At 32.1% G+C, this 21,865-nt stretch carries 25 protein-coding genes; 14 read left to right on the forward strand and 11 right to left on the reverse strand.

Features of this window, described 5'->3' with window-relative positions:
• Positions 1-2: 2 nt before the first annotated feature.
• Complete coding sequence (gene holA, locus FNB79_RS15900; protein WP_143382293.1) at positions 3-1,007, reverse strand: DNA polymerase III subunit delta; 1,005 nt, start codon at positions 1,005-1,007, stop codon at positions 3-5.
• 92 nt (positions 1,008-1,099) lie between these two features.
• Here holA and FNB79_RS15905 point away from each other — a divergent pair, with 92 nt between their 5' ends.
• The 5 genes from FNB79_RS15905 to FNB79_RS15925 all read left to right on the forward strand — a co-directional run bounded on the left by FNB79_RS15905 (position 1,100) and on the right by FNB79_RS15925 (position 4,466).
• Positions 1,100-1,555, forward strand: coding sequence for a type I restriction enzyme HsdR N-terminal domain-containing protein (locus FNB79_RS15905; RefSeq protein ID WP_143382294.1), 456 nt, complete (start codon positions 1,100-1,102; stop codon positions 1,553-1,555).
• Complete coding sequence (locus FNB79_RS15910; protein WP_143382295.1) at positions 1,552-2,541, forward strand: glycosyltransferase family 2 protein; 990 nt, start codon at positions 1,552-1,554, stop codon at positions 2,539-2,541. The genes FNB79_RS15905 and FNB79_RS15910 overlap by 4 nt, the downstream gene beginning before the upstream one ends.
• A gap of 87 nt (positions 2,542-2,628) precedes the next feature.
• Complete coding sequence (locus FNB79_RS15915) at positions 2,629-3,477, forward strand: OmpA/MotB family protein (RefSeq protein WP_143382296.1); 849 nt, start codon at positions 2,629-2,631, stop codon at positions 3,475-3,477.
• 236 nt (positions 3,478-3,713) lie between these two features.
• Positions 3,714-3,995: a DUF202 domain-containing protein gene (locus tag FNB79_RS15920; RefSeq protein WP_143382297.1), complete on the forward strand. Its 282-nt coding sequence runs from the start codon at positions 3,714-3,716 to the stop codon at positions 3,993-3,995.
• Entirely contained in the window at positions 3,996-4,466 is a 471-nt protein-coding gene (locus FNB79_RS15925) for a hypothetical protein (protein WP_143382298.1), read from the forward strand. It begins immediately after the preceding gene.
• On the opposite strand, the gene FNB79_RS15930 is transcribed toward FNB79_RS15925, so the two are convergent.
• The 5 genes from FNB79_RS15930 to FNB79_RS15950 form a co-directional block, all read right to left on the reverse strand.
• Positions 4,461-5,108, reverse strand: coding sequence for a hypothetical protein (locus FNB79_RS15930; protein WP_143382299.1), 648 nt, complete (start codon positions 5,106-5,108; stop codon positions 4,461-4,463). The genes FNB79_RS15925 and FNB79_RS15930 overlap by 6 nt on opposite strands.
• On the reverse strand, positions 5,105-5,935 hold the full coding sequence (locus FNB79_RS15935) for an ABC transporter permease (RefSeq protein ID WP_143382300.1): 831 nt from the start codon (positions 5,933-5,935) through the stop codon (positions 5,105-5,107). Before FNB79_RS15935 ends, FNB79_RS15930 begins: the two co-directional genes overlap by 4 nt.
• A gap of 7 nt (positions 5,936-5,942) precedes the next feature.
• Positions 5,943-6,788 carry an ABC transporter ATP-binding protein gene (locus FNB79_RS15940; protein WP_143382301.1) on the reverse strand — a complete coding sequence of 282 codons (846 nt, stop codon included), beginning with the start codon at positions 6,786-6,788 and terminating at the stop codon, positions 5,943-5,945.
• On the reverse strand, positions 6,785-7,327 hold the full coding sequence (locus FNB79_RS15945; RefSeq protein WP_143382302.1) for a hypothetical protein: 543 nt from the start codon (positions 7,325-7,327) through the stop codon (positions 6,785-6,787). The genes FNB79_RS15940 and FNB79_RS15945 overlap by 4 nt, the downstream gene beginning before the upstream one ends.
• A 109-nt stretch (positions 7,328-7,436) precedes the next feature.
• Positions 7,437-7,856: a nucleoside-diphosphate kinase gene (locus FNB79_RS15950; protein ID WP_143382303.1), complete on the reverse strand. Its 420-nt coding sequence runs from the start codon at positions 7,854-7,856 to the stop codon at positions 7,437-7,439.
• Between the two features lie 87 nt (positions 7,857-7,943).
• Here FNB79_RS15950 and FNB79_RS15955 point away from each other — a divergent pair, with 87 nt between their 5' ends.
• From FNB79_RS15955 to FNB79_RS15965, 3 genes are read left to right on the forward strand one after another with little or no spacing between them, the layout of a single operon-like run.
• Entirely contained in the window at positions 7,944-8,960 is a 1,017-nt protein-coding gene (locus tag FNB79_RS15955) for a DHH family phosphoesterase (RefSeq protein ID WP_143382304.1), read from the forward strand.
• The gene (gene gldI / locus FNB79_RS15960) at positions 8,957-9,496 is read left to right on the forward strand and encodes a gliding motility-associated peptidyl-prolyl isomerase GldI (RefSeq protein ID WP_143382305.1); all 540 of its coding nucleotides are present in this window, start codon (positions 8,957-8,959) and stop codon (positions 9,494-9,496) included. The genes FNB79_RS15955 and gldI overlap by 4 nt, the downstream gene beginning before the upstream one ends.
• A 10-nt stretch (positions 9,497-9,506) precedes the next feature.
• Complete coding sequence (locus FNB79_RS15965; protein WP_143382306.1) at positions 9,507-10,637, forward strand: peptidylprolyl isomerase; 1,131 nt, start codon at positions 9,507-9,509, stop codon at positions 10,635-10,637.
• 84 nt (positions 10,638-10,721) lie between these two features.
• Here FNB79_RS15965 and FNB79_RS15970 read toward each other — a convergent pair whose 3' ends face one another.
• On the reverse strand, positions 10,722-12,182 hold the full coding sequence (locus tag FNB79_RS15970) for an aminoacyl-histidine dipeptidase (protein WP_143382307.1): 1,461 nt from the start codon (positions 12,180-12,182) through the stop codon (positions 10,722-10,724).
• 75 nt (positions 12,183-12,257) lie between these two features.
• On the opposite strand from FNB79_RS15970, the gene FNB79_RS15975 reads away from it, so the two are divergent.
• Positions 12,258-13,325, forward strand: coding sequence for a DUF3810 domain-containing protein (locus tag FNB79_RS15975; protein ID WP_143382308.1), 1,068 nt, complete (start codon positions 12,258-12,260; stop codon positions 13,323-13,325).
• Between the two features lie 70 nt (positions 13,326-13,395).
• On the opposite strand, the gene FNB79_RS15980 is transcribed toward FNB79_RS15975, so the two are convergent.
• Positions 13,396-14,199: a DUF6503 family protein gene (locus FNB79_RS15980; protein ID WP_143382309.1), complete on the reverse strand. Its 804-nt coding sequence runs from the start codon at positions 14,197-14,199 to the stop codon at positions 13,396-13,398.
• Positions 14,200-14,284: 85 nt separating this feature from the next.
• Between FNB79_RS15980 and FNB79_RS15985 the strand changes: the two genes are divergently transcribed.
• On the forward strand, positions 14,285-15,079 hold the full coding sequence (locus FNB79_RS15985; RefSeq protein WP_143382310.1) for a TrmH family RNA methyltransferase: 795 nt from the start codon (positions 14,285-14,287) through the stop codon (positions 15,077-15,079).
• Between the two features lie 24 nt (positions 15,080-15,103).
• Entirely contained in the window at positions 15,104-16,339 is a 1,236-nt protein-coding gene (locus FNB79_RS15990) for a M48 family metallopeptidase (protein WP_143382311.1), read from the forward strand.
• Positions 16,340-16,359: 20 nt separating this feature from the next.
• On the opposite strand, the gene cls is transcribed toward FNB79_RS15990, so the two are convergent.
• Genes cls through FNB79_RS16005 form a run of 3 tightly spaced genes read right to left on the reverse strand, consistent with a single transcriptional unit; the run spans position 16,360 to position 19,541 of the window.
• The gene (gene cls / locus FNB79_RS15995; RefSeq protein ID WP_143382312.1) at positions 16,360-17,817 is read right to left on the reverse strand and encodes a cardiolipin synthase; all 1,458 of its coding nucleotides are present in this window, start codon (positions 17,815-17,817) and stop codon (positions 16,360-16,362) included.
• 5 nt (positions 17,818-17,822) lie between these two features.
• Complete coding sequence (locus FNB79_RS16000; RefSeq protein WP_143382313.1) at positions 17,823-19,064, reverse strand: glycosyltransferase; 1,242 nt, start codon at positions 19,062-19,064, stop codon at positions 17,823-17,825.
• Between the two features lie 3 nt (positions 19,065-19,067).
• Positions 19,068-19,541, reverse strand: a complete 474-nt coding sequence (locus FNB79_RS16005; protein WP_143382314.1) for a heme-binding domain-containing protein — start codon at positions 19,539-19,541, stop codon at positions 19,068-19,070.
• A 37-nt stretch (positions 19,542-19,578) separates the two neighbouring features.
• On the opposite strand from FNB79_RS16005, the gene FNB79_RS16010 reads away from it, so the two are divergent.
• From FNB79_RS16010 to FNB79_RS16020, 3 genes are all read left to right on the forward strand, one after another.
• Positions 19,579-20,145: an adenylosuccinate lyase gene (locus FNB79_RS16010; protein WP_143382315.1), complete on the forward strand. Its 567-nt coding sequence runs from the start codon at positions 19,579-19,581 to the stop codon at positions 20,143-20,145.
• Positions 20,146-20,248: 103 nt separating this feature from the next.
• A complete protein-coding gene (purB, locus tag FNB79_RS16015; protein WP_143382316.1) occupies positions 20,249-21,592 on the forward strand; it encodes an adenylosuccinate lyase in 1,344 nt (447 codons plus the stop codon).
• A gap of 22 nt (positions 21,593-21,614) precedes the next feature.
• Positions 21,615-21,830, forward strand: a complete 216-nt coding sequence (locus FNB79_RS16020) for a hypothetical protein (protein ID WP_143382317.1) — start codon at positions 21,615-21,617, stop codon at positions 21,828-21,830.
• Positions 21,831-21,865 lie beyond the last annotated feature (35 nt).

Raw genomic sequence — 21,865 nt, forward strand, 5'->3', positions numbered from 1 at the left:
AACTAAAACATTAAATGAACCAAAAGTTCCTTTAATAAATCGCCTTGAGGCACTGCATTTGCACCAACGCCTTTACTTTTCACATCAAATTCGCGAAGTAAGGCAATATTAGTACTTACCTTTCTCATAGGATAATTAGAAACCGCTGTTAAATACTCATTTACAAAATAAGGATTAACACCAATAGTTTGAGCTATATTTCTTGGGTTCTTATCAGACAAGCCATGTATTTGTAGTAACTGAGAAAAAAAGCTAAATACTAAAGATACGGTTACTACCATAGGATTATCCTTAGGGTTTTCTGAAAAATACTTCACAATACGTTGTGCCTTTAACACATCTCGAGCTCCAATAGCTTTACGTAATTCAAAATTATTATAATCCTTACTAATCCCAATGTTTTCTTCAATATGCTCGGGCGTTATCTGACTGTCTTTGGGTAAGATTATTTGAAGTTTCTCTAATTCGTTATTAATTTTACTTAAATCATTCCCTAAAAACTCTACTAACATCTGCGAGGCTTTTGGAGTAATCGTATATGATTTTGGAGCCAGTACACGACGAATCCAATCTGCAACCTGATTTTCGTAAAGTTTCTTGCTTTCAAAAATAACACCAGATTTCTTTATAGACTTATATACAGATTTACGCTTGTCTAAAGTTTTATATTTATAATTTAAAACCAATATGGTAGAAGCTTGCGGATGTTTAGCATAATCTGCTAACTTATCTATAGTTCTAACTAAATCTTGAGCTTCTTTAACTATAATAACCTGATATTCGGCCATCATAGGATAACGTTTAGCATGTCCAACAATGTCTTCAATTGTAACATCGCGGCCATACAAAACCATTTGGTTAAATCCTTTTTCTTCTTCACTTAAAACATGGGTTTCAATATAATCTGAAAGTTTATCTATATAATAAGACTCCTCGCCCATTAAAAAATAAATGGGTTTTAACTTTTTCTGCTTTATATCGGCAACTAATTGTTTTATCTCGTCCAAACTGTAAACTATCTAGGATTATTCCAAAAATACACTCTTGGAATTTGGTTTTTAATTTTTGAAATCTACCTTTGAAAATTCAAGACTTAACAATGCAAGAACTAAACTTTCCGAAGTTTTCATTTCGATTCAAAAATAGCGAAAATAAAATTTCTATTTTTGATGATATTCGTAAAAAATTTGTGATTCTTCAACCCGAAGAATGGGTACGCCAACATTGTGTGCACTATTTGATGCAGGTGAAAGGTTACCCAAAATCTTTAATTAATGTTGAAAAAGAATTAATTGTAAACAACTTAAAAAAACGCTACGATATTGTTATTTTTAATACCAACGGAAGTATTCATGTTATTGTAGAATGTAAAGCCCCAAAAATTAAAATTACACAAAGTACATTCGACCAAATTGCACGGTATAATTTAACACTTAATGCCAGTTATTTAATGGTAACCAACGGATTAAATCATTACTATTGCCAAATGGATTTTGAAGCCGAACATTATAATTTCTTAAAAGATATTCCTAATTACAACGCCAATTGTTTATGAAAATTGCTATTGCCATTTTAAACTGGAATGGAGCTAAATTATTACAAGAATTTTTACCCGCAGTTATAACGCATTCCGAAGGAGCAGATTTATACGTTATAGATAATGCATCTACAGATCATTCTATAGATTTAATAAAAACCCAGTTCCCTACCGTAAATATTATTTTAAATTCAGAAAATGGTGGTTATGCTAAAGGTTACAACGACGGGCTTTCACAAATTGCAGCAGATGTATATTGTTTATTAAACAACGATATAGAAGTTACAGCAAATTGGCTAGCTCCTATTTATGCTACTTTTAATGCAGAGCCTAACACAGCCATTATACAACCCAAAATTTTAGATTATAAAAACAAAAAATATTTTGAATACGCTGGAGCTGCAGGTGGATTTATAGATAAATATGGTTATCCGTTTTGTCGTGGCCGTATATTTAATACTATAGAACAAGATAACGGACAATATAATTCTAACCTAGATATTTTTTGGGCAACCGGGGCTTGTTTATTTATTAGAGAAAACACCTTTAAAGCATTAAATGGTTTTGATGAAGCTTTCTTTGCGCATATGGAAGAAATTGATTTATGTTGGCGAGCAAAAAACTTAAATTACAACATTAAATGTATTCCAGAAACAAAAGTTTACCATGTTGGAGGTGCAACTTTACATGCTTCGAATCCTAACAAAACATATTTAAATTTTAGAAACAGTTTATGTATGTTAGTAAAAAATGCAGCAAGAAATATCTTTATCACAATTATAATAAGAATGCTATTAGACGGTTTGGCTGGCGTACAATTTTTATTACAGCTTAAATTTAAGCATTTTTACGCTATACTTCGAGCTCATGCAAGTTTTTATAGCCGATTATCAAGCCTATTAAAACAACGTAAAAAACTAGTACAACAACCTAATTATTTCAAAACAAGGTCTATTGTTTGGGAATATTTTGTAAGAAAAAAACAAAATTTTAAAATTTTATAAAATAGTTAGCAAAAGTTTTGTTAAACGCTATTTTAACATTATTTTTTTGCTATTTTTGATGTGTTTAAATGTAATTTAAAAATTATTATGAAGAAACTAATTTTAAGCAGCGCAGCTGCTCTGCTTTTATTATCATCATGTGTATCTAAAAAAGACTATGCTGCTTTAGAAGCAAAACAAAAAGAAACCCAAGATTTATTAAATACAGCAACTCTTAAACTAAATAGTTGTTTAACTGAAAAAGCTGCCGCTACTGCAAGAGCTGAAGCATTAAAAGATCAGATTACAGATTTAATTGACACTAAAGGTAACTTAACAACACTAACTCAAAAAGGTGCTGAGAACTTAGAGAAATCTCTAGAAAGTTTAAAAGAAAAAGATCTTAAAATCACAAGATTACAAGATGCTTTAACTAGAAAAGACTCTGTTACTTTAGCTGTAGTTACTAGCTTAAAGAAAGAAGTTGGTATTAACGATCCAGACATCGAAATTAATGTTGAAAAAGGTGTTGTATTTATTTCAATCGCAGATAAATTATTATTCAAAAGCGGTAGCTATATCGTAACAGATAAAGCTAAAGAAGTTTTAGCTAAAGTAGCTAAGGTAATAAACAGCAAACCTGACTTTGAAGCAATGGTTGAAGGACATACAGATAACGTACCTTACAAAAAAGGTGGTATCTTAGAAGACAACTGGGACTTAAGTGTTAAACGTGCTACTTCTGTTGTTAGAGTTTTACAAGACTTAGATGTTAACCCTGCACAATTAATAGCAGCTGGTAGAAGCCACTATGTACCATTAGTAGATAATGATACTGCTGAAAACAGAGCTACAAACAGACGTACACGAATTGTTGTACTTCCTAAAATTGACCAATTCTACGAAATGGTAGAAAAAGAAATGAAAAACATGGTAGAAGCTGATAAAAATAAATAATCACTTCACATCATAAATTTAAAAGCCCAATCGAAAGATTGGGCTTTTTTTTTACACCTTTTTTTCAATTTATTATCTTTATCGAAACAAATTAAATCTGTTATACGTTTTACACAGTAAAAGAGTACACATCTTTAACACGGTTTTAAATGTTAGTAGTTAACACATTTGTTTTAAAAGCTTGCTAAAATAAATATAATCTAAAATCCCTTTATAAAACGAGATACATATCCAATATGGTAAAAGAAAAAGACTTAAACACACCACCTGCTTTAATTACAAGAGATTGGTTAGCCATAGAGCGCACCAAACTAGCCAACGAACGTACATTTTTAGCTTATTTTAGAACTTTTATGGTGTTTTTAGGAACGGGATTAACTATTATTAAAATGCATATGTTTGTACAAATGGAATGGTTTGGAATTGTTTTATTAATTATGGCTCCAATAATTTTAGCCATAGGTATATTTAGATTAATAAAAGTTCGTAATATTATACGAGAGCATTACAATGTATAAATGAAAGCAGCAACCGTAAAAGAACTTAAGGTAGAATTAAAAGACCAAACTCAAGCAGAATTAATAGAAATATGCCTGCGTTTGTCTAAGTTTAAAAAAGAAAATAAAGAGCTCCTAACCTACATCTTGTTTGAATCTTATGATGAGAGTGAATATATTAATCAAATTAAAACAGAAGTAACCGATCAGTTTAAAGCCATAAACACCAATAGTTTTTTTTATATAAAAAAAAGTGTTCGAAAAATTTTAAAGCAAATTAAAACTTATGCTAGATATTCTGGAAAAAAAGAAACGGAAGTTGAATTATTACTATTTTTTTGTTCAGAATTAAAAGCCTTAAGACCTTCAATTAAGCATAATGTTATACTCACAAATTTATACAACCGTCAAATTATCAGCATAAAAAAAAGTATTTCAACCTTTCATGAAGACTTGCAATACGATTACTTACAGGAACTCAATCAACTATAAAATTGTAATATTATAATTACTCATTTTTAAAGTTATTTTCCCTGTTTTTGTACCATTTTCTTTTAATTGTGCTTTGTCTATTTTAGTATCTTTTCCCATGTAATTTAGTGGTATTCTAATACGTTCCATCTCAAAATTAACCGTAACACGTTCAGGTAAAATTGCTTTTGCATTTTCATAATTAAAGTCTAAAACATAAGCACCATGTTTTTTTGTAAAGATTTCAGATTCTGCAATTCTAATATGTTTAGTATCTATCAATACAGTTGCAATAGAAAACTCTGCTCTATTGTCTGTTGGTATAACATTTATAGCCTTATAAGTTGCTCCATTGCGTTCTACGTCTCCTCTATGAACAGTTATAAACGGATATTCAAACAATTGTTGTAAAGAAAAATCTAAACCACGTTTTGGAATCATGACAAAATCTGATGATAAAAACTTGGCTTGTTCTCCTTTATTATAAGTCATTTTAGCGTATTTGGTAGGCATATTAATAAAACTTACATCTACATCTAACTGAATATCTACTGTAAAATGTTCTACACGATCCATACGCGCTTTTACAGCCAACAAATCTGAATCTACCTCCTGAGCAAAAACACTTAACCCACAAAAAAACAGAAATAAACATCTAATCATCCTATATCTTTTTTATTAAAAACATAAATACCAAGTCCCATAATTAATATACTATACAGTGTTAAAAACAATGTATTTTGAAGAATAATATCCCATGAAATAGAATGATAAAAGAAATATTGCCAAGTATCATTTAGCTTAGCATAAAATACACTATTAAACCAATGCTCACCTAAATCAACTTTTAATAAAATATTAGAAAGAATAAGAAAAAAAGCAGAAACAATCCATGTCTTAGTGGCTTCTTTAAAAAATACAGCCATAGTTAAACTTGATACTGAAAAGAAAACCATTGAAAAAGCTCCTGAGATAAATGCATAAACTAAACGGTGGCGTGCATCATCATGTTCAAAAAAATTCAACGCATTTAAATATACAATCAAATCGCCTTTACCAAATAGACCATAAGACAACACAAATGCAGAGAGAGCTACAAAAAAAACGACTACAATGGTAAAAACTATAGCTACAATATACTTACTTACTATAAATTTTATTTTATTAATGGGTTGCAACATCACAGCTTGAACTGTTCTATCTTTATATTCTGAAGTTAAAATTCCTGATACAATAATCATTAAAATTAAAGGTAAATGAAACCACAACGTATTTAAAATAAGGTAGACTAACAGGTTGCCATTTAATAATGTACCTTGAAAATAAAAGGTTTGTTTTAAATTATCTAATAAGATATTAATAATATTTGTGCCTTGAAAATAAGCACTACCTAATACAACAGCCTCTATTATAAAAAGCGCTGCTAAAGCATAATATGTTTTACTTTGTTTAAAAAGCTTATAAAATTCTATAGAAATTAGTGCTAACATCTTGAGATTATTGAAACAGTTTTTCCATATCTAATTCAGGTATACAAGATGTAATGTAAATGTGTTCTTCAGATAATTCTTGGATAAGTTTGGGCACTTGATTAGTAGTTATGGTAACATATGCTATTTCTCCTTTAAATATAACATTATATTGATTTAGCGATTTAGACGATTTAATATTAGGTGCACTAAAACTGAAACTCGTTGTATTTTCAAGAATAATATCTTGTGCTAAACCCGATTTTATAATTTCACCTTGTTTCATCACATACATACTGTTACAAATTTTACTAAGTTCTTCAATAATATGAGAAGAAATTAAAATTGCTAGCTGTTCCTTTTCAGCAAGATCAATAATTAATTTACGTAATGCAGAAATTCCTAAAGGATCTAACCCGGAAAAAGGTTCATCTAAAACTAAGCATTTTGGATTGTTTAGTAATGCTATAGCTATACCCAAACGCTGTTTCATACCCATTGAATAATTTCTTACAGGATCTCTTCGATCTGTATTTAAACCAACTTGTTGTAACTTATCACAGAGTTCTGCATAAGAGAGCTTAAGCCCTTGCATTTTTGAAAATATTTTTAAATTCTGAACCGCATTTAAATATTCATATAACGCTGGTTTTTCAATTATACCTCCTATAGGTTTTATGTGGTTTACATCCAGAGATACTAAGCCGGAGTCTGGTTTAACTAAACCTAAAATAATTTTAAACAAGGTTGTTTTTCCTGCACCATTCGCACCTAACACTCCACAAATATCTCCGGCATTACACTGAATATTTACTGCGCTTAACACCTGTAAGCCTCCATACGTTTTAGACACATTTGTAGCAGATATAATCATGAATTTAATTTAAATTGAAGTGCTTTATAATTAAACTTAGAGACATAATTACCTTCTAAAAATGTGCGAGACCAAAATGCTTTTTTAAACAAAAAATAAGGATCTTTTATCATAAAATAAGGCACATAGTGAAACCATTTTACACCACATTGTTTATAGTATGCCATAACTTTGTCTTCTATACCCAATTCCCTGGCAGCAACAATTGCAGCTTCTCGCTGACATTTAGAGGTGATGTAATTAGCAGCAATACGTTTACGAAAACCATACTCGAAAAACTGATCTTTAGCACGTTTGTAGTTTTGATATCGTGACCAACCATCCATTAACACTAAAAAAATGTGTACAAAAGAAAACATGAAGCACCATAACCAAAACGCTTGCACCCACAAGTTAGATTGTAAAAAAGCCGATTTTAATTGCAGCCAATATACCCAAGATTCTAAAATAAATAGGGACAAGGCATAGTACAATAATCTCCCAACTCGTAAATACGATATAAGTGTATTTGGCTGTTTGGGTAAACTATGTACTTCCATTTTACCAAATTAATTAAATCTTTATACAGAGTCAAACTTTTTTAGTTGCAATTAAATAAAAAAGCCTGTAAATAATTACAGGCTTAAGTTATATGGTAAAAAATAAGATTTAAAACATCTCTCTTCCTGCAAAATGGAATGCACCTTCTATAGCTGCATTTTCATCGCTATCACTACCATGTACAGCATTTTCTCCTATAGAAGCAGCATACAATTTACGTATAGTTCCTTCTGCAGCTTCTGCAGGGTTAGTTGCACCAATAAGTGTTCTAAAATCTTCAACTGCATTTTCTTTTTCTAAAATTGCTGCAACGATTGGACCACGAGTCATAAATTCAACTAAATCGTTAAAAAAAGGTCTTTCTTTATGTATTGCATAAAATGCTTGAGCATCAGCAGTGGTCATCTGCGTTAATTTTAAAGCAACGATTCTAAATCCTGAAGCGTTTATTTTTTCTAAAATTGCGCCAATGTGTCCGTTCTCAACCGCATCTGGCTTAAGCATTGTAAATGTTCTATTTGTTGCCATTTGTTTTTTTAAATTTGATGCAAAAGTAATGCATTTCTTAGTAAATACCATATAATCGCACATTAAAAAATTGTATCTTCGTGGCTTATGACAACAGCTGAAATTAAACAAATACAAGCGCTTTTAAGCATACCTAAACAAATTATTATTGTACCTCATAAAAATCCTGATGGCGATGCTATGGGTTCTACCCTAGCGTTATATCATTATTTAAAAGCCAATAATCACAATGTTTATGTAATGGCTCCAAACGATTATCCCCATTTTTTAAAATGGTTACCAGGGGATGATACTGTATTAAAGCACGATACTGAAACTGAACACTGTAATACACTTTTACATGAAGCAGATCTAATTTTTACACTAGATTTTAATGCTTTACATCGTGTAGGCCAAATGGGAGATGTAATTGCAGAAAGCCAAGCGATTAAGGTTATGATAGACCACCACCAACAACCAGAGAACTATGCAGCATATATGTTTTCAGATGTTACAATGAGTTCTACATGCGAAATGGTGTATCGCTTTATAGAAATGTTGGGAGACCAAGACAATATAACTACAGACATTGCAACGTGTTTATATACAGGGATTATGACCGATACGGGATCTTTTAGATTTCCTTCAACCACAAGTGAAACCCATTATATTATTGGAAAACTAATTAATGCAGGAGCCAATAATGCACAAATACATAATAATATATATGATACTAATAGCTACGAAAAACTTCAGCTCTTAGGTTGTGCATTAAGTAATTTAAAAGTTATTCCAGAATTACGCACAGCATACATTACGTTATCTCAAGACGAATTAAACAGATTCGATTTCAAAAAAGGAGATACCGAAGGTTTTGTAAATTATGGACTTTCTTTAAACAACATTATATTTGCAGCCATTTTTATTGAACATAAGCAAGAAAATATAATTAAAATATCGTTGCGATCTAAAGGCGATTTTTCCGTAAATGAATTTTCTAGACAATATTTTGATGGTGGCGGACACACGAATGCCGCTGGCGGAAAAAGTGATTTAAGTTTAAGTGAAACCATTGAAAAATTTATTAGTATATTACCAAACTATAAAAATGAACTAACTTTATGAAAAAACTAGGTTTATGTTGTTTGGTTATTTTCAGTATAATTAGCTGTAAGTCCCCAGAAGCCAGACGTCCAATATCTGTAAAAAGTGGTTCGTATATAGATGAGTCTGTAGCACGAAACAAAAAGCTTTACGAAAACGAAAAATCTCGTTTTAAAGAAATTATGGATGCAAACCCAGATCAAAAATATTTAACATCTCAAAACGGATTTTGGTATACGTATAATACAAAAATAGAATCGGATTCTTTACCTAAACCCATATTTGGAGATGTAGTAAACTTCGATTATAATGTTAAGACCATTAACGGAGAAATTGTATATACCAATGCAGAAACAAAACCCGATACGTATATAATGGATAAACAAGAATTGTTTACCGGTTTACGAGAAGGTCTTAAATTAATGAAAGCAGGAGAAACAGCAACGTTCTTATTTCCCTCTGCTTTAGCTTATGGCTATTACGGCGATCAAAATAAAATTACTACAAATACACCTTTAATTTGTAAAGTAACAATTCATTCAATAATCGAAAATTAATTTCACACAAATGACATTATTAAAACAATCCTTTAAATTTATTGTCCTTGCCCTTGTGGTAAGTTTTACAGCTTGTAACGAAAAATATCCTGATTTAGAAGACGGGATGTACGCTGAAATAATTACAAATAAAGGAACTATGGTTGCCAACCTTGAGTTCGAAAAAACCCCAGTAACCGTTGCCAACTTTGTTTCGTTAGCAGAAGGCACAAATACAATGGTAGACAGTGTTTATAGAGGAAAAAAATTCTATGACGGTATACTATTTCACCGTGTTATTGATGGTTTTATGATACAGGGAGGAGACCCAACAGGGACAGGATCTGGCGGACCAGGATACAGATTTGCTGATGAGTTTAACGATTCTTTAAAACACGATAAGCCAGGTATTTTATCTATGGCAAATGCAGGTCCTGGATCTAATGGAAGTCAGTTTTTTATTACTGAAGTGCCAACACCTAATTTAGATAACAGACATACAGTTTTTGGAGAATTGGTTTTAGGCTTAGATGTACAAGACTCTATTTCTAACGTAAAAAAAGATGGTAGAGACAAACCCGTTGATGACGTTGTAATTGAAACTATAAATATTATTAGAAAAGGATCTGAAGCTAAAAAATTTGATGCAAATGCGGTATTTCTAGATAGCTTTGCTGAAATTGAACGTAAAAGAGAAGAAGCTGAAAAAAAATTAAACGAAGCTAAAGCAGCGTTTTTAGAAAACGATAAAGCCATCAAAGCTAATATGAAAACATTGCCTACAGGTTTAGGAATTTCTGTTATTTCTGAAGGCAATGGTGTTAAGCCAGAATCTACAGATAATGTACTTATTAACTACGCAGGATATTTAGAAGATGGTTCTTTATTCGATTCTAATATTGTAGATATTGCAAAAGCATATGGCATGTATAATGAAGTTCGTGATCAACAAAGAGGTTACCAACCGTTTCCTATGATATATAATGAAACTGCTGGATTAATTCCTGGGTTTAGAGAAGCCATGTTAAATATGAATGTAGGCGATAAAGTAAGAGCTTATATTCCTGCAGCACTTGCCTATGGCGAACGTGGCGCTGGGAATGTAATTAAACCAAACTCTAACTTAATTTTTGATTTAGAAATTGTAGGTATTGCAGAATAAACGCTTAGTTTTAAGTTAATAAAAAAGACCTGATAATGATACTACTTTATCAGGTCTTTTTTTATGTATACTAACAATTTTAATTTATTGTTTTGGAATCTCTTTTAAAATCTCAAGAACAAAATCCCAATATTTCTGTACTGAAGAAACACTAGCACGTTCGTCTGGAGAATGCGCTCCTTTTATAGTTGGTCCAAAACTAATCATTTCCATCTCTGGATAATTAGACCCGATAATACCACATTCAAGTCCGGCGTGACAGGCAGCTACGTGTGCTTTTTCGCCATGTAATCTTTCATAAGTTGTATCTAAAACTTTTAATATAGACGAGTCCATATTTGGCGCCCATCCTGGATAATCACCAGTACATGCTACTTCACACCCTGTTAACTCAAAGGTAGCACGTAACGTATTGGCTAAATCCCATTTAGAACTTTCTACAGAAGATCGTGTTAAACACCCTACTTTTATATGACCACCTTTTACAATAACACGAGCAATATTATTAGACGTTTCTACCAACTCAGGAATATCTGCACTCATACGAAACACACCGTTATGTGCCGCATATAAGGCACGCGTAAAACCTTCTTGCACACCTAAATCCATTATGTTTTCTGGTAATGTAGTGGCTTCAACAGTAATATTTAAATCCGGTTCCATGGTTTTTAATTCCTGCTGAATGGTTTCTGCTTGAAGTTTTATCTCTAATTTAAAAGCCTCCTCATGTATTGCATCAATAGCAACTATAGCTTTACTTTCTCTAGGAATGGCATTACGTAAACTTCCGCCGTCAATTTCAGAGATTCGCAATCCGAAGTTTTCAAACCCATCAAATAACAAACGGTTTATAATTTTATTAGCGTTACCTAATCCTTCATGAATTTGCATCCCAGAATGTCCACCTTGTAAACCGTTAACTGTAATTTTATACCCTAATTTAAATTCAGGAGTTTCTTCTTCTTCATAGGTTCTGGTTGCTGTAACATCTATTCCTCCAGCGCAACCCACACCAATTTCATCATCTTCTTCAGTATCTAAATTCAAAAGAATTTTACCTTCTAAAACACCACCTTTTAATCCTTGAGCTCCTGTCATTCCAGTTTCTTCATCTATTGTAAACAACGCTTCAAGTGCAGGATGTGCAATAGTATCGCTTTCCAGAATAGCCATTATTGTAGCTACACCTAAACCATTGTCGGCACCAAGCGTTGTACCTTTTGCACGTACCCAATCGCCATCTACATACATGTCGATGCCTTGAGTAGCAAAATCGAACACCGTATCGTTATTTTTTTGGTGAACCATATCTAAATGCGATTGCATTACAATGGGTGCTCTATCTTCCATACCGGCAGTGGCAGGCTTTTTTATAATTACATTTCCAACTTCATCTTCAATAGTTTCTAATCCTAAAGATGCGCCAAAATCTTTCATAAAGGCAATCACTTGTGCTTCTTTTTTCGAGGCTCTTGGCACCGCATTTAAATCTGCAAATTTGTTCCAAAGGGCTTTGGGTTCTAGTGCTCTTATTTCTGAATTCATAATTTCGTTTTATAATGTTACACAAAGGTACGTATTAGCATCAACCTATTACAAACATTTACTTATTTTTGAGGCATGCTTAAAAACCCAAAAACATATCTAGCATTTTCGTTGCTTCCAGTATATTTTCTAGTAAAATTCTTATCGAATTATCCTGAAATTATAGAGTATTATTATAGTAATGGGATATACCCTATACTCTCTAAAGCGCTACGCTATGGCTTAGGTTGGATTCCGTTTTCCTTTGGCGATTTGGTGTATGCTTTCGGCGTAATTTATATGGTTAGGTGGATTATTAAAAACCGGAAACGTTTTTTTACAGATACACAATTGTGGCTTATCGATATGTTATCGGCTGTAACCTTAATTTACTTTGCTTTTCATTTATTTTGGGGCATGAATTATTACAGATTACCGCTTCATAAAAACCTAAATTTAGAAGCCGATTACTCTACAGCTCAACTTGTTTCTGTAACCGAAAAACTAATAAATAAAACAAACAGTTTACAGTTAGAAATCACAAAAAATGATACTGTAAAAGTAGAAATGCCTTACAGTAAAACAGACATTATGAAGCGTTCGGGTGATAGTTATAAAAATCTAGAAGCACAATATCCGCATCTCGCTTATCAGCCCCGAAGCATAAAAAAATCTTTATTTAGTGTTCCCTTAACTTATATGGGGTTTAGTGGCTATTTAAATCCGTTAACTAATGAAGCTCAAGTCGATTATTTAATTCCGTCTTATAAATTCGCCACAACTTCTGCACACGAAATGGCTCACCAGTTAGGATATGCCGCCGAAAACGAAGCTAATTTTATAGGGTGTTTAGCAACGATAAATAATGACGATATTTATATGAAATACTCTGGTTATGCGTTTGGACTACGCCATTGCTTAAATGAAATTTACCGCCGCGACCCTGAACAATACGAACGCATCATAGAACATGTTAATATTGGAATTTTAAAAAATTACGAAGAAACACGCCTATTTTGGGACAGTTACCAGAATCCGTTAGAACCGCTATTTAAAGAGAGTTACAACTCGTACCTACAAGCCAACAATCAACAAGGTGGTATGGATAGTTATAGTTATGTTGTGGCCCTTTTAGTAAATTATTTTCAAAAGCACCCACTTTAAACAAAACATGTTAACAAGGTAGCATACACCACGTTGTTAACATATTTGACATATAGAGAAAATCTCTAGATTATTCTATAATTTCGGCACCTTCAGGAGCTTCATAAAATGAAGGCTTTTGTTGTGCTTTAGAGAGTTTTACATCAGAAAACACAACTTCTTTTTTCACATCTACAGGTGTTCCATCTACCACATTATACCATTGAATAGATTTTGGTAATTTTACTCCATTTACAGTTTCCCAATTTCCATATTTAATATAATTGAATGTTTTACTTTTCTCTTTAGCAAAAAACGTCATAGTATAAGCTAACCAAGTCATCTCATTGGTTTTAGCATCATAATAAATAATGTATTCATCATCTGGCGACTCTCCTATTCCTGCTCCATAGGAAATCTGAATTCCAGGATATTCTACGCCGTTAAAAAGTAAAGGTTCTGCATCACTATAAGTAATACCATCATCTGCCAAAACAAAAGGCATGGCATAGAAATAGAACATTAAATTATAATAAAATTTAGGTTTTCCATCGTAAGCTGTAGTATCCTTAGATTCTAACCACACATCTTTCCCATTAAAACCTAACACGTGGTTTGGCATATCTATATGCGCTTTTCTACGTTTTAAATCGGTAGTCGTAATCTCTGTTCCTTCAGGTTTTTGCATGGTAAACTCTAAAGTTTGCATAGTGTTCCAAGTATCTAAACCGCCATGCGCTTCAAATACTTTTGCAATATGCTCTGGGTAACTTTTCGTTGTACTGTTTTGAATCACGGCTTCTTCCGTCGGTGTCTCAGCAGTCGTTTTCTGTTCTGTAGCTTGTTTACAAGATGTAAAGGCGATAATAAATAAAAGTAGTAAGGTGTTTTTCATAGTGTTTAATAATGATTTATGGTCTTTGACGAAATCAAAAGGCATTAATTACATTTAAAACATTTACTTTTGTGTTTTTTAAATTATGAAAGAAATTAGCAGTACCCAAAATAGTTATATTAAACAGTTGGTTCAGTTAAAAGATAAGTCTCGAGACCGCAAAAAATCGGGAAAATTTTTAATTGAAGGCCAACGTGAAATTTCGCTTGCTTTAAAAGGACAGTATACCATAGATACACTTTTATACTGTAACGATTTTACTGATAGTACACACATTGAAACATTAACATCGGCTAACACAGAAATTATTCAAGTCTCTAAAGACGTGTACCAAAAATTAGCCTATCGCGATACTACTGAAGGCGTTATTGGCATTGCGCAATCTAAAACATTAGACTTATCGGACTTAACCTTCGATAAACCTAATCCTTTAATATTAATTGCTGAAGCTCCAGAAAAACCCGGAAATATAGGTGCATTATTAAGAACTGCCGATGCAGCGAATGTAGATGCTTTTATTATAGCAAATCCTAAAACCGATTTATACAATCCGAACATTATCCGTTCTAGTGTAGGATGCGTCTTTACCAATCAGGTTGCTTCCGGAAGTACTCAAGACATTATTACCTTCTTAAAATCAAAAAACATTAATATTTTTTGTGCCGCGTTACAGGCTTCAAAGCCATACCATACGCAAGATTTTACTACAGCTACAGCCTTAATTGTTGGTACCGAAGCTACAGGATTAAGTGAAGATTGGCGTAATCAGGCCACACAAAATATTATAATCCCTATGCAAGGCGAAATCGATTCTATGAACGTTTCTGTAGCTGCAGGTATTTTAGTTTTCGAAGCTAAACGTCAGCGTCAATTCGCTTAACACTTTTAAAATCTATTCATTTTTATGACAGCAACTACGCTTTTCTATATTATAATTGCTTTAATCCTAATCGATTTTATTGTTGATAAAATTCTCGATGCTTTAAATGCTAAACATTTTAACGATACATTACCTAAAGAATTACAAGATGTTTATGATGATGAAGCCTATAAAAAATCGCAACAATATAAGGCTACCAATTACAAATTTGGACTTATAACTTCTGGATTTTCGTTGGTATTAACCTTAACTTTTTTAGCTTTAGATGGGTTTGAATTTGTAGATCATATTGCAAGAGGTTTTAGTGATAATTCAATTATTATAGCCATTATTTTCTTTGGAATTATTATGATGGGTAGCGATATTTTAACCACCCCATTTGCTTATTACCAAACTTTTGTAATAGAAGAACGGTTTGGATTTAACAAAACCACAAAAGCAACGTTTATATTAGACAAAGTAAAAGGTTGGTTAATGCTAGCTTGTATTGGAGGTGGCATACTTGCCCTTATAATTTGGTTTTATGACATTTCTGGAGATTATTTTTGGATGTATGCCTGGGCATTAATGGCTGTTTTTAGTTTATTCTTAAATATGTTTTACGCCAAATTAATTGTGCCTTTATTTAACAAACAAACACCTTTAGAAGACGGGAGTTTAAGAGAAAAAATTTCTAATTATGCCAACACAGTAGGATTTAAACTAGATAATATTTTTGTTATTGATGGTTCTAAGCGCAGCACCAAAGCCAATGCGTATTTCTCTGGATTTGGAAGTGAAAAACGAGTTACTTTATTCGATACTTTAATTAACGATTTAACTGAAGAAGAAATCGTAGCTGTACTTGCTCATGAAGTTGGCCATTATAAAAAGAAACATATTGTCTTCAATTTAATGGCATCCATACTGCTTACGGGTCTAACGCTTTATATCTTATCTTTATTTATATCTAATCCGTTACTATCTCAAGCCATTGGTGTTGAAACGCCAAGTTTTCATGTGGGACTCATTGCTTTTGGATTACTGTATAGCCCAATAAGTGAAGTCACCAGTCTAATTATGAACATTTTCTCTAGAAAATTTGAATATCAAGCAGACGACTATGCAAAACACACATACAATGCAAAGGACTTAATTACATCTTTAAAAAAACTGTCTCAAAGCAGTTTAAGCAATTTAACTCCACATCCGGCCTATGTATTTATGCATTACTCACACCCTACTTTATTAAGTAGAATTAAAAACTTAAAAAAAGAATAAATTGGTTATTGGTTGGAAAATTAAAGTAAAGGTGATAATAACCGAGCTAATTTTTCAAATAACTCATGATACCAAGAGCGGTCTTGCCAACGTTTTAAATCTATTTGGTCTGTACTTTCTAAATCGTCGTAAAAGGCTGCTCTAAGTTGTTCGTTTATTTGTTTATCATATACAACTGCATTGACTTCAAAATTTAAATCAAAACTACGCATATCCATATTTGCAGAACCCACTATAGAAATTTCATGATCTATTGTAACTGTTTTAGCATGTACAAATCCTTTAGTGTATCTATAAATCTCGACTCCTGCTTTTAATAACTCTTCGTAATAAGAGCTTGCTGCAGCGTTAACAATTCTAGAATCTGAAGTGTGTGGTACAATTAGTTTAACGTTAACACCACTCATAGAAGCAATACAAAGTGCATCCATAATACTTTCGTTTGGCACAAAATAAGGTGTTGTAATAAGTATTTCGTCTTCAGCCAGACTTATGGCTTGTAAAAGCGCATACATAATAGTTGGCGTTTCAGAATCTGGTCCACTAGCAGCAATTTGTACAGCCACATTTTGTGTGGTTTTAAAAGATTCTAAATCAGGAAAAAAGTGAGGATCGGGTTCTAACTCGCAATTGGCACAAAAATTCCAGTCGCATAAAAATAAATATTGTAAATACCATACAGCAGGACCATGTATTTTTAAATGGGTATCTCGCCAATACGGAAATGGTTTGGTTTGTATTGTATTAGTATAGGTATCACTAACATTTATTCCACCTACAAATCCAACACGTCCATCTATAACAATAATTTTTCGATGGTTACGATAATTCATTCTATTAGCTAGATAAATTAATTTAATTTTATAGAACGGATACGCTTCAATACCTGCTTCTCGTAAACGATATACCATACTTTTACGAATAGAGCTGCTTCCGTAATCGTCGTACATAAACTTTATTGTAACCCCTTCTTTAGCTTTTCTAACCAAAATTTCTTCAATTTTCCTACCGGTTTCGCCTTCTGTAAACACGTAATATTCAATATGAATATGATGTTTGGCAGCTTCTAAAGCTTTAAAAACTTCAGGGAATTTTGATTCACCATTAATTAATAAATCAACTTCATTTTTATTAGTTAAAGGGCTAGATATATCTTTAAATAGTAAACGAATGAGTTTTTTATTAGACTCTAATAATTCACCTTTATTCTTAATAATTTGTTTAGCGTAATTTTGTAATTGAATTTCTAATTTTTTTTCAAATTGAATATTACTAAAGAGTTTTTTACTATAAATTTTATTATTTCTGTAATTTACTCCAAATGAAAAGTAAAATATAATTCCAAAAAAAGGCACAAAAATTACCAGTAGTAAATAGGATAATGTTTTGGTTATATTATTTGTATCGTAAATAATACGCAAACAAACTATAAGCACTACAATTATATAAATAATCTCAAAAACTGATAATGATGCCATAAGTATTAGAAATTTGTATGCTTATTTTTTTCTTCAATCCATCTCGACATAAACTTAGTACTTTGCATATTGTGATGTTGCAACATACGTCCTGTAAAATTTTGTAAGCGGGCTGCTTTTAAATTTTTATTTAGAGAGTTGATATGAGATATTAAGGCGTGTTGGTGTTTTATTTTATTAAAACGCGTATTAATATTTACAAAACCTTGATGTTGTTTTATATTCCAAAGCGCTTCATTTGTATATAATTCTGAAGCTTTTTCTGCAAAAATTTTAGCATCATCTTCTACAAAACCATTAGGCTCCAACTCAGCAAACATTCCTTCTGCTGCAACTTTAGACATCGCACAAGGTGTACCGTTAGACATCGCATCTATCAATTTTCCTTTTAAACCAGCACCAAAAACCAAAGGCGCAATACATATTTTTGCTTGTTGCATAACAATGTTAGCATCTTCTGCATAGCCTTTAATATAAAAACCATCTTTAGGTTGATGTAACTGATTTACTTTCTGAGACGCATATGCACCATAAATATGTAATTCTGCTTTGGGTAATTTTGCTTTTATTAATGGCCAAAGGGTTTGTTTTAAATATAACACCGTTTGGTAGTTTGGCTCGTGTAAAAAATTACCAATAGTAACAAAATGTTCCCTATCATTAAATGTAGGCAAAAGGTCTTGTGTATGCGCTGGAACCGCATCTAACATAAAAGGAAGATAAAGCAATAAATCTTCCGGAACTTTAAATTTCTGTGTAAGTATCTCTATTTCAACTTCAGAAATCATTAAGGTTAAATCGCACCTATATATACTAGCAATTTCCCGAATAGCGACCTCGTTAAATAAATACGTATCATTAAATTCTACTTGGTTTTTATACGCGTGTTGGCGCCCTTTACGTAAACAATGTAAATCTTCGGTATCTAAAATTTTTAAAGCATCTGGACAATGTTCTGTAACACGCCATCCAAATTGCTCTTCCATCATAAAACGATCGAAAATTACTATTTCTGGTTGTAAGGATGATATAAATGTATCGAAACTTGCATTATTTAATTCTATAGCTACTTGGTCTATTCCTAAACCTTTTAAGTCTGAAGCTTGATTAGATTGACTACTCGGACTAGAAAATGTAATGTGATAGTCTTGCAATTGAAACGCTTCAATAAGTTGCAGCATTCTACTCCCTGCTGCAGAGGATTTTGGCTCTGGCCAAACAAAACCAATAATTAATACGTTTCTCATAAATTATTCTGGCTGTGGCATTAATGTAAATTTTATACGTACAAATTCTGCCCACTCTTTTACAGATGCGATATCGGCATCAGATAATTTTGCATTAGTATGTATTAATGTGTAGGACTCTAAAGGCATTTCTTTAGTTTCTACCATCTCTATAAGCTCTTCAAATTTATGATCTTTTTTCTTTAAAGAATAACTATTCCACTCACTAAAATCTAAATGTTTCTTACCGTCGTCTACATGTTCTGCCATCCAGTAATTAACAGGTGTTATCTGACTGTACCACGGATAACGTGTAAAACTACTATGACAATCGTAACAACTTTCTTCTAAAATTGCCGAAACACGTTCTGGCGGATTGGTCTCCTCTAAAAAGGCATTCACAGACACTACTTCGCCTGTATTTTGTTCTGGGCCAAAAAATTGAGCAATAATAAATACCACTAATAATGCTACAACTATTTTTTTTAGACTTTTCATATCTTTAAATTTATAACATTAAAAATATAACATTTAAGTGACTACAACACAACTTTACAAAGAATTAAATGCCGTAAATCACGCCAGAGCACAACGGTTGTATTATGCTAATTTATTGTTAGATGCTCCGGAGTTAATACCTAGTGTTTTAGATATACTTTTTAAAACAGACGATCCTTTATCTTGTAAAGCAGCATGGATTTTAGAATTTATGTGCGGTAAAAACTTAAACGCTTTACTACCGCATTTAGATGCCTTTACTTTACAAATGCATACGGTACACTTAGATTCTGCCGTACGTCCAGTAGCTAAGATTTGTGAATATTTAGCCAAAGCAAACAATAACACTGCCAATACAACAGTAAGAACGGCATTAACAACCCAACATAAAGAACGCATTGTAACTGTATGTTTTGATTATATGATTAACAATGAAAAAGTAGCTGCAAAAGCATATAGCATGACAACCTTATACCTTTTAGGCAAAGAATTTGATTGGATACATGCCGAATTAGAACAAATTTTAAAACGTGATTTCTTAACACAAAGTGCTGCATATAAAGCACGTGCTAAACACATATTAAAACAAATTAAGAAGCGGTAAAAACAAAAATATTCTGTTTAAATATTTAATTAAATCCTTTCAAAATATCCCATAAATAGGCTACAAAATGCTTATATTAGCGCCTTTAAAAAAAACACAACACATGTCAATATCAACACTTAATGCAATCTCACCAATTGATGGTCGTTATAGATCTAAAACGAGTGATTTAGCCCCTTATTTTTCTGAAGAGGCTTTAATTAAATATCGAGTACAAGTAGAAATCGAATATTTCATTGCTCTTTGTGAAATCCCGTTACCTCAGCTTAAAGATTTCAATACAAATCTTTATGACGATTTAAGAGCAATTTACAAATCATTTTCTACCGAAGATGCATTAGCAATTAAAAATATTGAAAGTGTTACAAATCACGATGTTAAAGCTGTTGAGTATTTTATTAAAGAAAAATTTGATGCTTTAAACATTGCACAATTTAAAGAGTTTATCCATTTTGGATTAACCTCACAGGATATTAATAATACTGCTATTCCGTTAAGTATTAAAGAAGCGATAGATAATGTATACATTCCTAAGTTTTTAGCATTAAAAGATAAATTAGATCATTTGGCTAAAGAATGGAGCGATGTACCAATGCTTGCTAGAACACACGGACAGCCTGCATCTCCTACGCGCTTAGGTAAAGAAATTGACGTTTTTGTAGTGAGATTACAAGAGCAATTTAAATTGTTAAAAACGGTACCTCATGCTGCTAAATTTGGAGGAGCAACAGGAAATTACAACGCTCATAATGTCGCTTATAAAGATATAGATTGGAAACACTTTGGAAACCATTTTGTACAAGATGTTTTAGGTTTACACCATTCGTTTCCTACAACTCAAATAGAACATTACGACCATATGGCTGCGTTATTTGATACTGTTAAACGTATCAATAACATCATTATAGATTTAGATCGTGACATTTGGACTTACGTGTCTATGGATTACTTTAAACAACGCATAAAAGCTGGAGAAGTAGGAAGTTCTGCAATGCCACATAAAGTTAATCCTATAGATTTTGAGAACAGTGAAGGAAATTTAGGAATGGCAAATGCCGTTTTTGAATATCTTGCTGGTAAACTACCAATCTCCAGATTACAACGTGATTTAACAGATAGTACAGTGTTAAGAAATGTTGGTGTACCGTTTGGACATACGCTTATTGGTTTTGAGTCTACGTTAAAAGGATTAAACAAACTACTTCTAAATCAAGATAAATTTGCTTTAGATTTAGAAAACAATTGGCCTGTAGTTGCAGAAGCTATTCAAACCATTTTACGTCGTGAAGGATATCCAAATCCATATGAAGCCTTAAAAGGACTTACGCGTACTAATGAAAAAATTAATCAAGTATCAATCTCTAACTTTATAGATACTTTAGAAGTTAGTGAGGCTATTAAATTAGAGTTAAAAGACATTACGCCAAGTAATTATACCGGAATATAAATATATATTTTCACCAACTATTATGCTTTCAGATAAAACCTCCTTTATACTTACTGTAATAGTCGCATTCGGTTTTGCCTTTATGGGCATTTTAGATTTGCTAGACAACTTTGTTGTGGTAACCCTATTATTGCTAGGCTTTTTATTAGTTGTGGTAAACTTATTTACACATGATAAAGTTCAAATTGACGACTATGAAAGACCTGAAAACAATGAAGAAGATTTTGATATATATTAAAAACTGATACATATTATACAAAAAGCAGCATTTTT

It is taken from the genome of Formosa sediminum (assembly GCF_007197735.1).
In the GTDB taxonomy this organism is placed as follows: domain Bacteria; phylum Bacteroidota; class Bacteroidia; order Flavobacteriales; family Flavobacteriaceae; genus Formosa; species Formosa sediminum.

Excerpts from the sequence above, each read along its gene's own strand:
- FNB79_RS15905 (WP_143382294.1), top strand. The coding sequence starts at position 1,100 with ATGCAAGAACTAAACTTTCCGAAGTTTTCATTTCGATTCAAAAATAGC.
- FNB79_RS15910 (WP_143382295.1), top strand. The coding sequence starts at position 1,552 with ATGAAAATTGCTATTGCCATTTTAAACTGGAATGGAGCTAAATTATTA.
- FNB79_RS15915 (WP_143382296.1), top strand. The coding sequence starts at position 2,629 with ATGAAGAAACTAATTTTAAGCAGCGCAGCTGCTCTGCTTTTATTATCA.
- FNB79_RS15920 (WP_143382297.1), top strand. The coding sequence starts at position 3,714 with ATGGTAAAAGAAAAAGACTTAAACACACCACCTGCTTTAATTACAAGA.
- FNB79_RS15925 (WP_143382298.1), top strand. The coding sequence starts at position 3,996 with ATGAAAGCAGCAACCGTAAAAGAACTTAAGGTAGAATTAAAAGACCAA.
- FNB79_RS15930 (WP_143382299.1), bottom strand. The coding sequence starts at position 5,108 with ATGATTAGATGTTTATTTCTGTTTTTTTGTGGGTTAAGTGTTTTTGCT.
- FNB79_RS15935 (WP_143382300.1), bottom strand. The coding sequence starts at position 5,935 with ATGTTAGCACTAATTTCTATAGAATTTTATAAGCTTTTTAAACAAAGT.
- FNB79_RS15940 (WP_143382301.1), bottom strand. The coding sequence starts at position 6,788 with ATGATTATATCTGCTACAAATGTGTCTAAAACGTATGGAGGCTTACAG.
- FNB79_RS15945 (WP_143382302.1), bottom strand. The coding sequence starts at position 7,327 with ATGGAAGTACATAGTTTACCCAAACAGCCAAATACACTTATATCGTAT.
- FNB79_RS15950 (WP_143382303.1), bottom strand. The coding sequence starts at position 7,856 with ATGGCAACAAATAGAACATTTACAATGCTTAAGCCAGATGCGGTTGAG.
- FNB79_RS15955 (WP_143382304.1), top strand. The coding sequence starts at position 7,944 with ATGACAACAGCTGAAATTAAACAAATACAAGCGCTTTTAAGCATACCT.
- gldI (WP_143382305.1), top strand. The coding sequence starts at position 8,957 with ATGAAAAAACTAGGTTTATGTTGTTTGGTTATTTTCAGTATAATTAGC.
- FNB79_RS15965 (WP_143382306.1), top strand. The coding sequence starts at position 9,507 with ATGACATTATTAAAACAATCCTTTAAATTTATTGTCCTTGCCCTTGTG.
- FNB79_RS15970 (WP_143382307.1), bottom strand. The coding sequence starts at position 12,182 with ATGAATTCAGAAATAAGAGCACTAGAACCCAAAGCCCTTTGGAACAAA.
- FNB79_RS15975 (WP_143382308.1), top strand. The coding sequence starts at position 12,258 with ATGCTTAAAAACCCAAAAACATATCTAGCATTTTCGTTGCTTCCAGTA.
- FNB79_RS15980 (WP_143382309.1), bottom strand. The coding sequence starts at position 14,199 with ATGAAAAACACCTTACTACTTTTATTTATTATCGCCTTTACATCTTGT.
- FNB79_RS15985 (WP_143382310.1), top strand. The coding sequence starts at position 14,285 with ATGAAAGAAATTAGCAGTACCCAAAATAGTTATATTAAACAGTTGGTT.
- FNB79_RS15990 (WP_143382311.1), top strand. The coding sequence starts at position 15,104 with ATGACAGCAACTACGCTTTTCTATATTATAATTGCTTTAATCCTAATC.
- cls (WP_143382312.1), bottom strand. The coding sequence starts at position 17,817 with ATGGCATCATTATCAGTTTTTGAGATTATTTATATAATTGTAGTGCTT.
- FNB79_RS16000 (WP_143382313.1), bottom strand. The coding sequence starts at position 19,064 with ATGAGAAACGTATTAATTATTGGTTTTGTTTGGCCAGAGCCAAAATCC.
- FNB79_RS16005 (WP_143382314.1), bottom strand. The coding sequence starts at position 19,541 with ATGAAAAGTCTAAAAAAAATAGTTGTAGCATTATTAGTGGTATTTATT.
- purB (WP_143382316.1), top strand. The coding sequence starts at position 20,249 with ATGTCAATATCAACACTTAATGCAATCTCACCAATTGATGGTCGTTAT.
- FNB79_RS16020 (WP_143382317.1), top strand. The coding sequence starts at position 21,615 with ATGCTTTCAGATAAAACCTCCTTTATACTTACTGTAATAGTCGCATTC.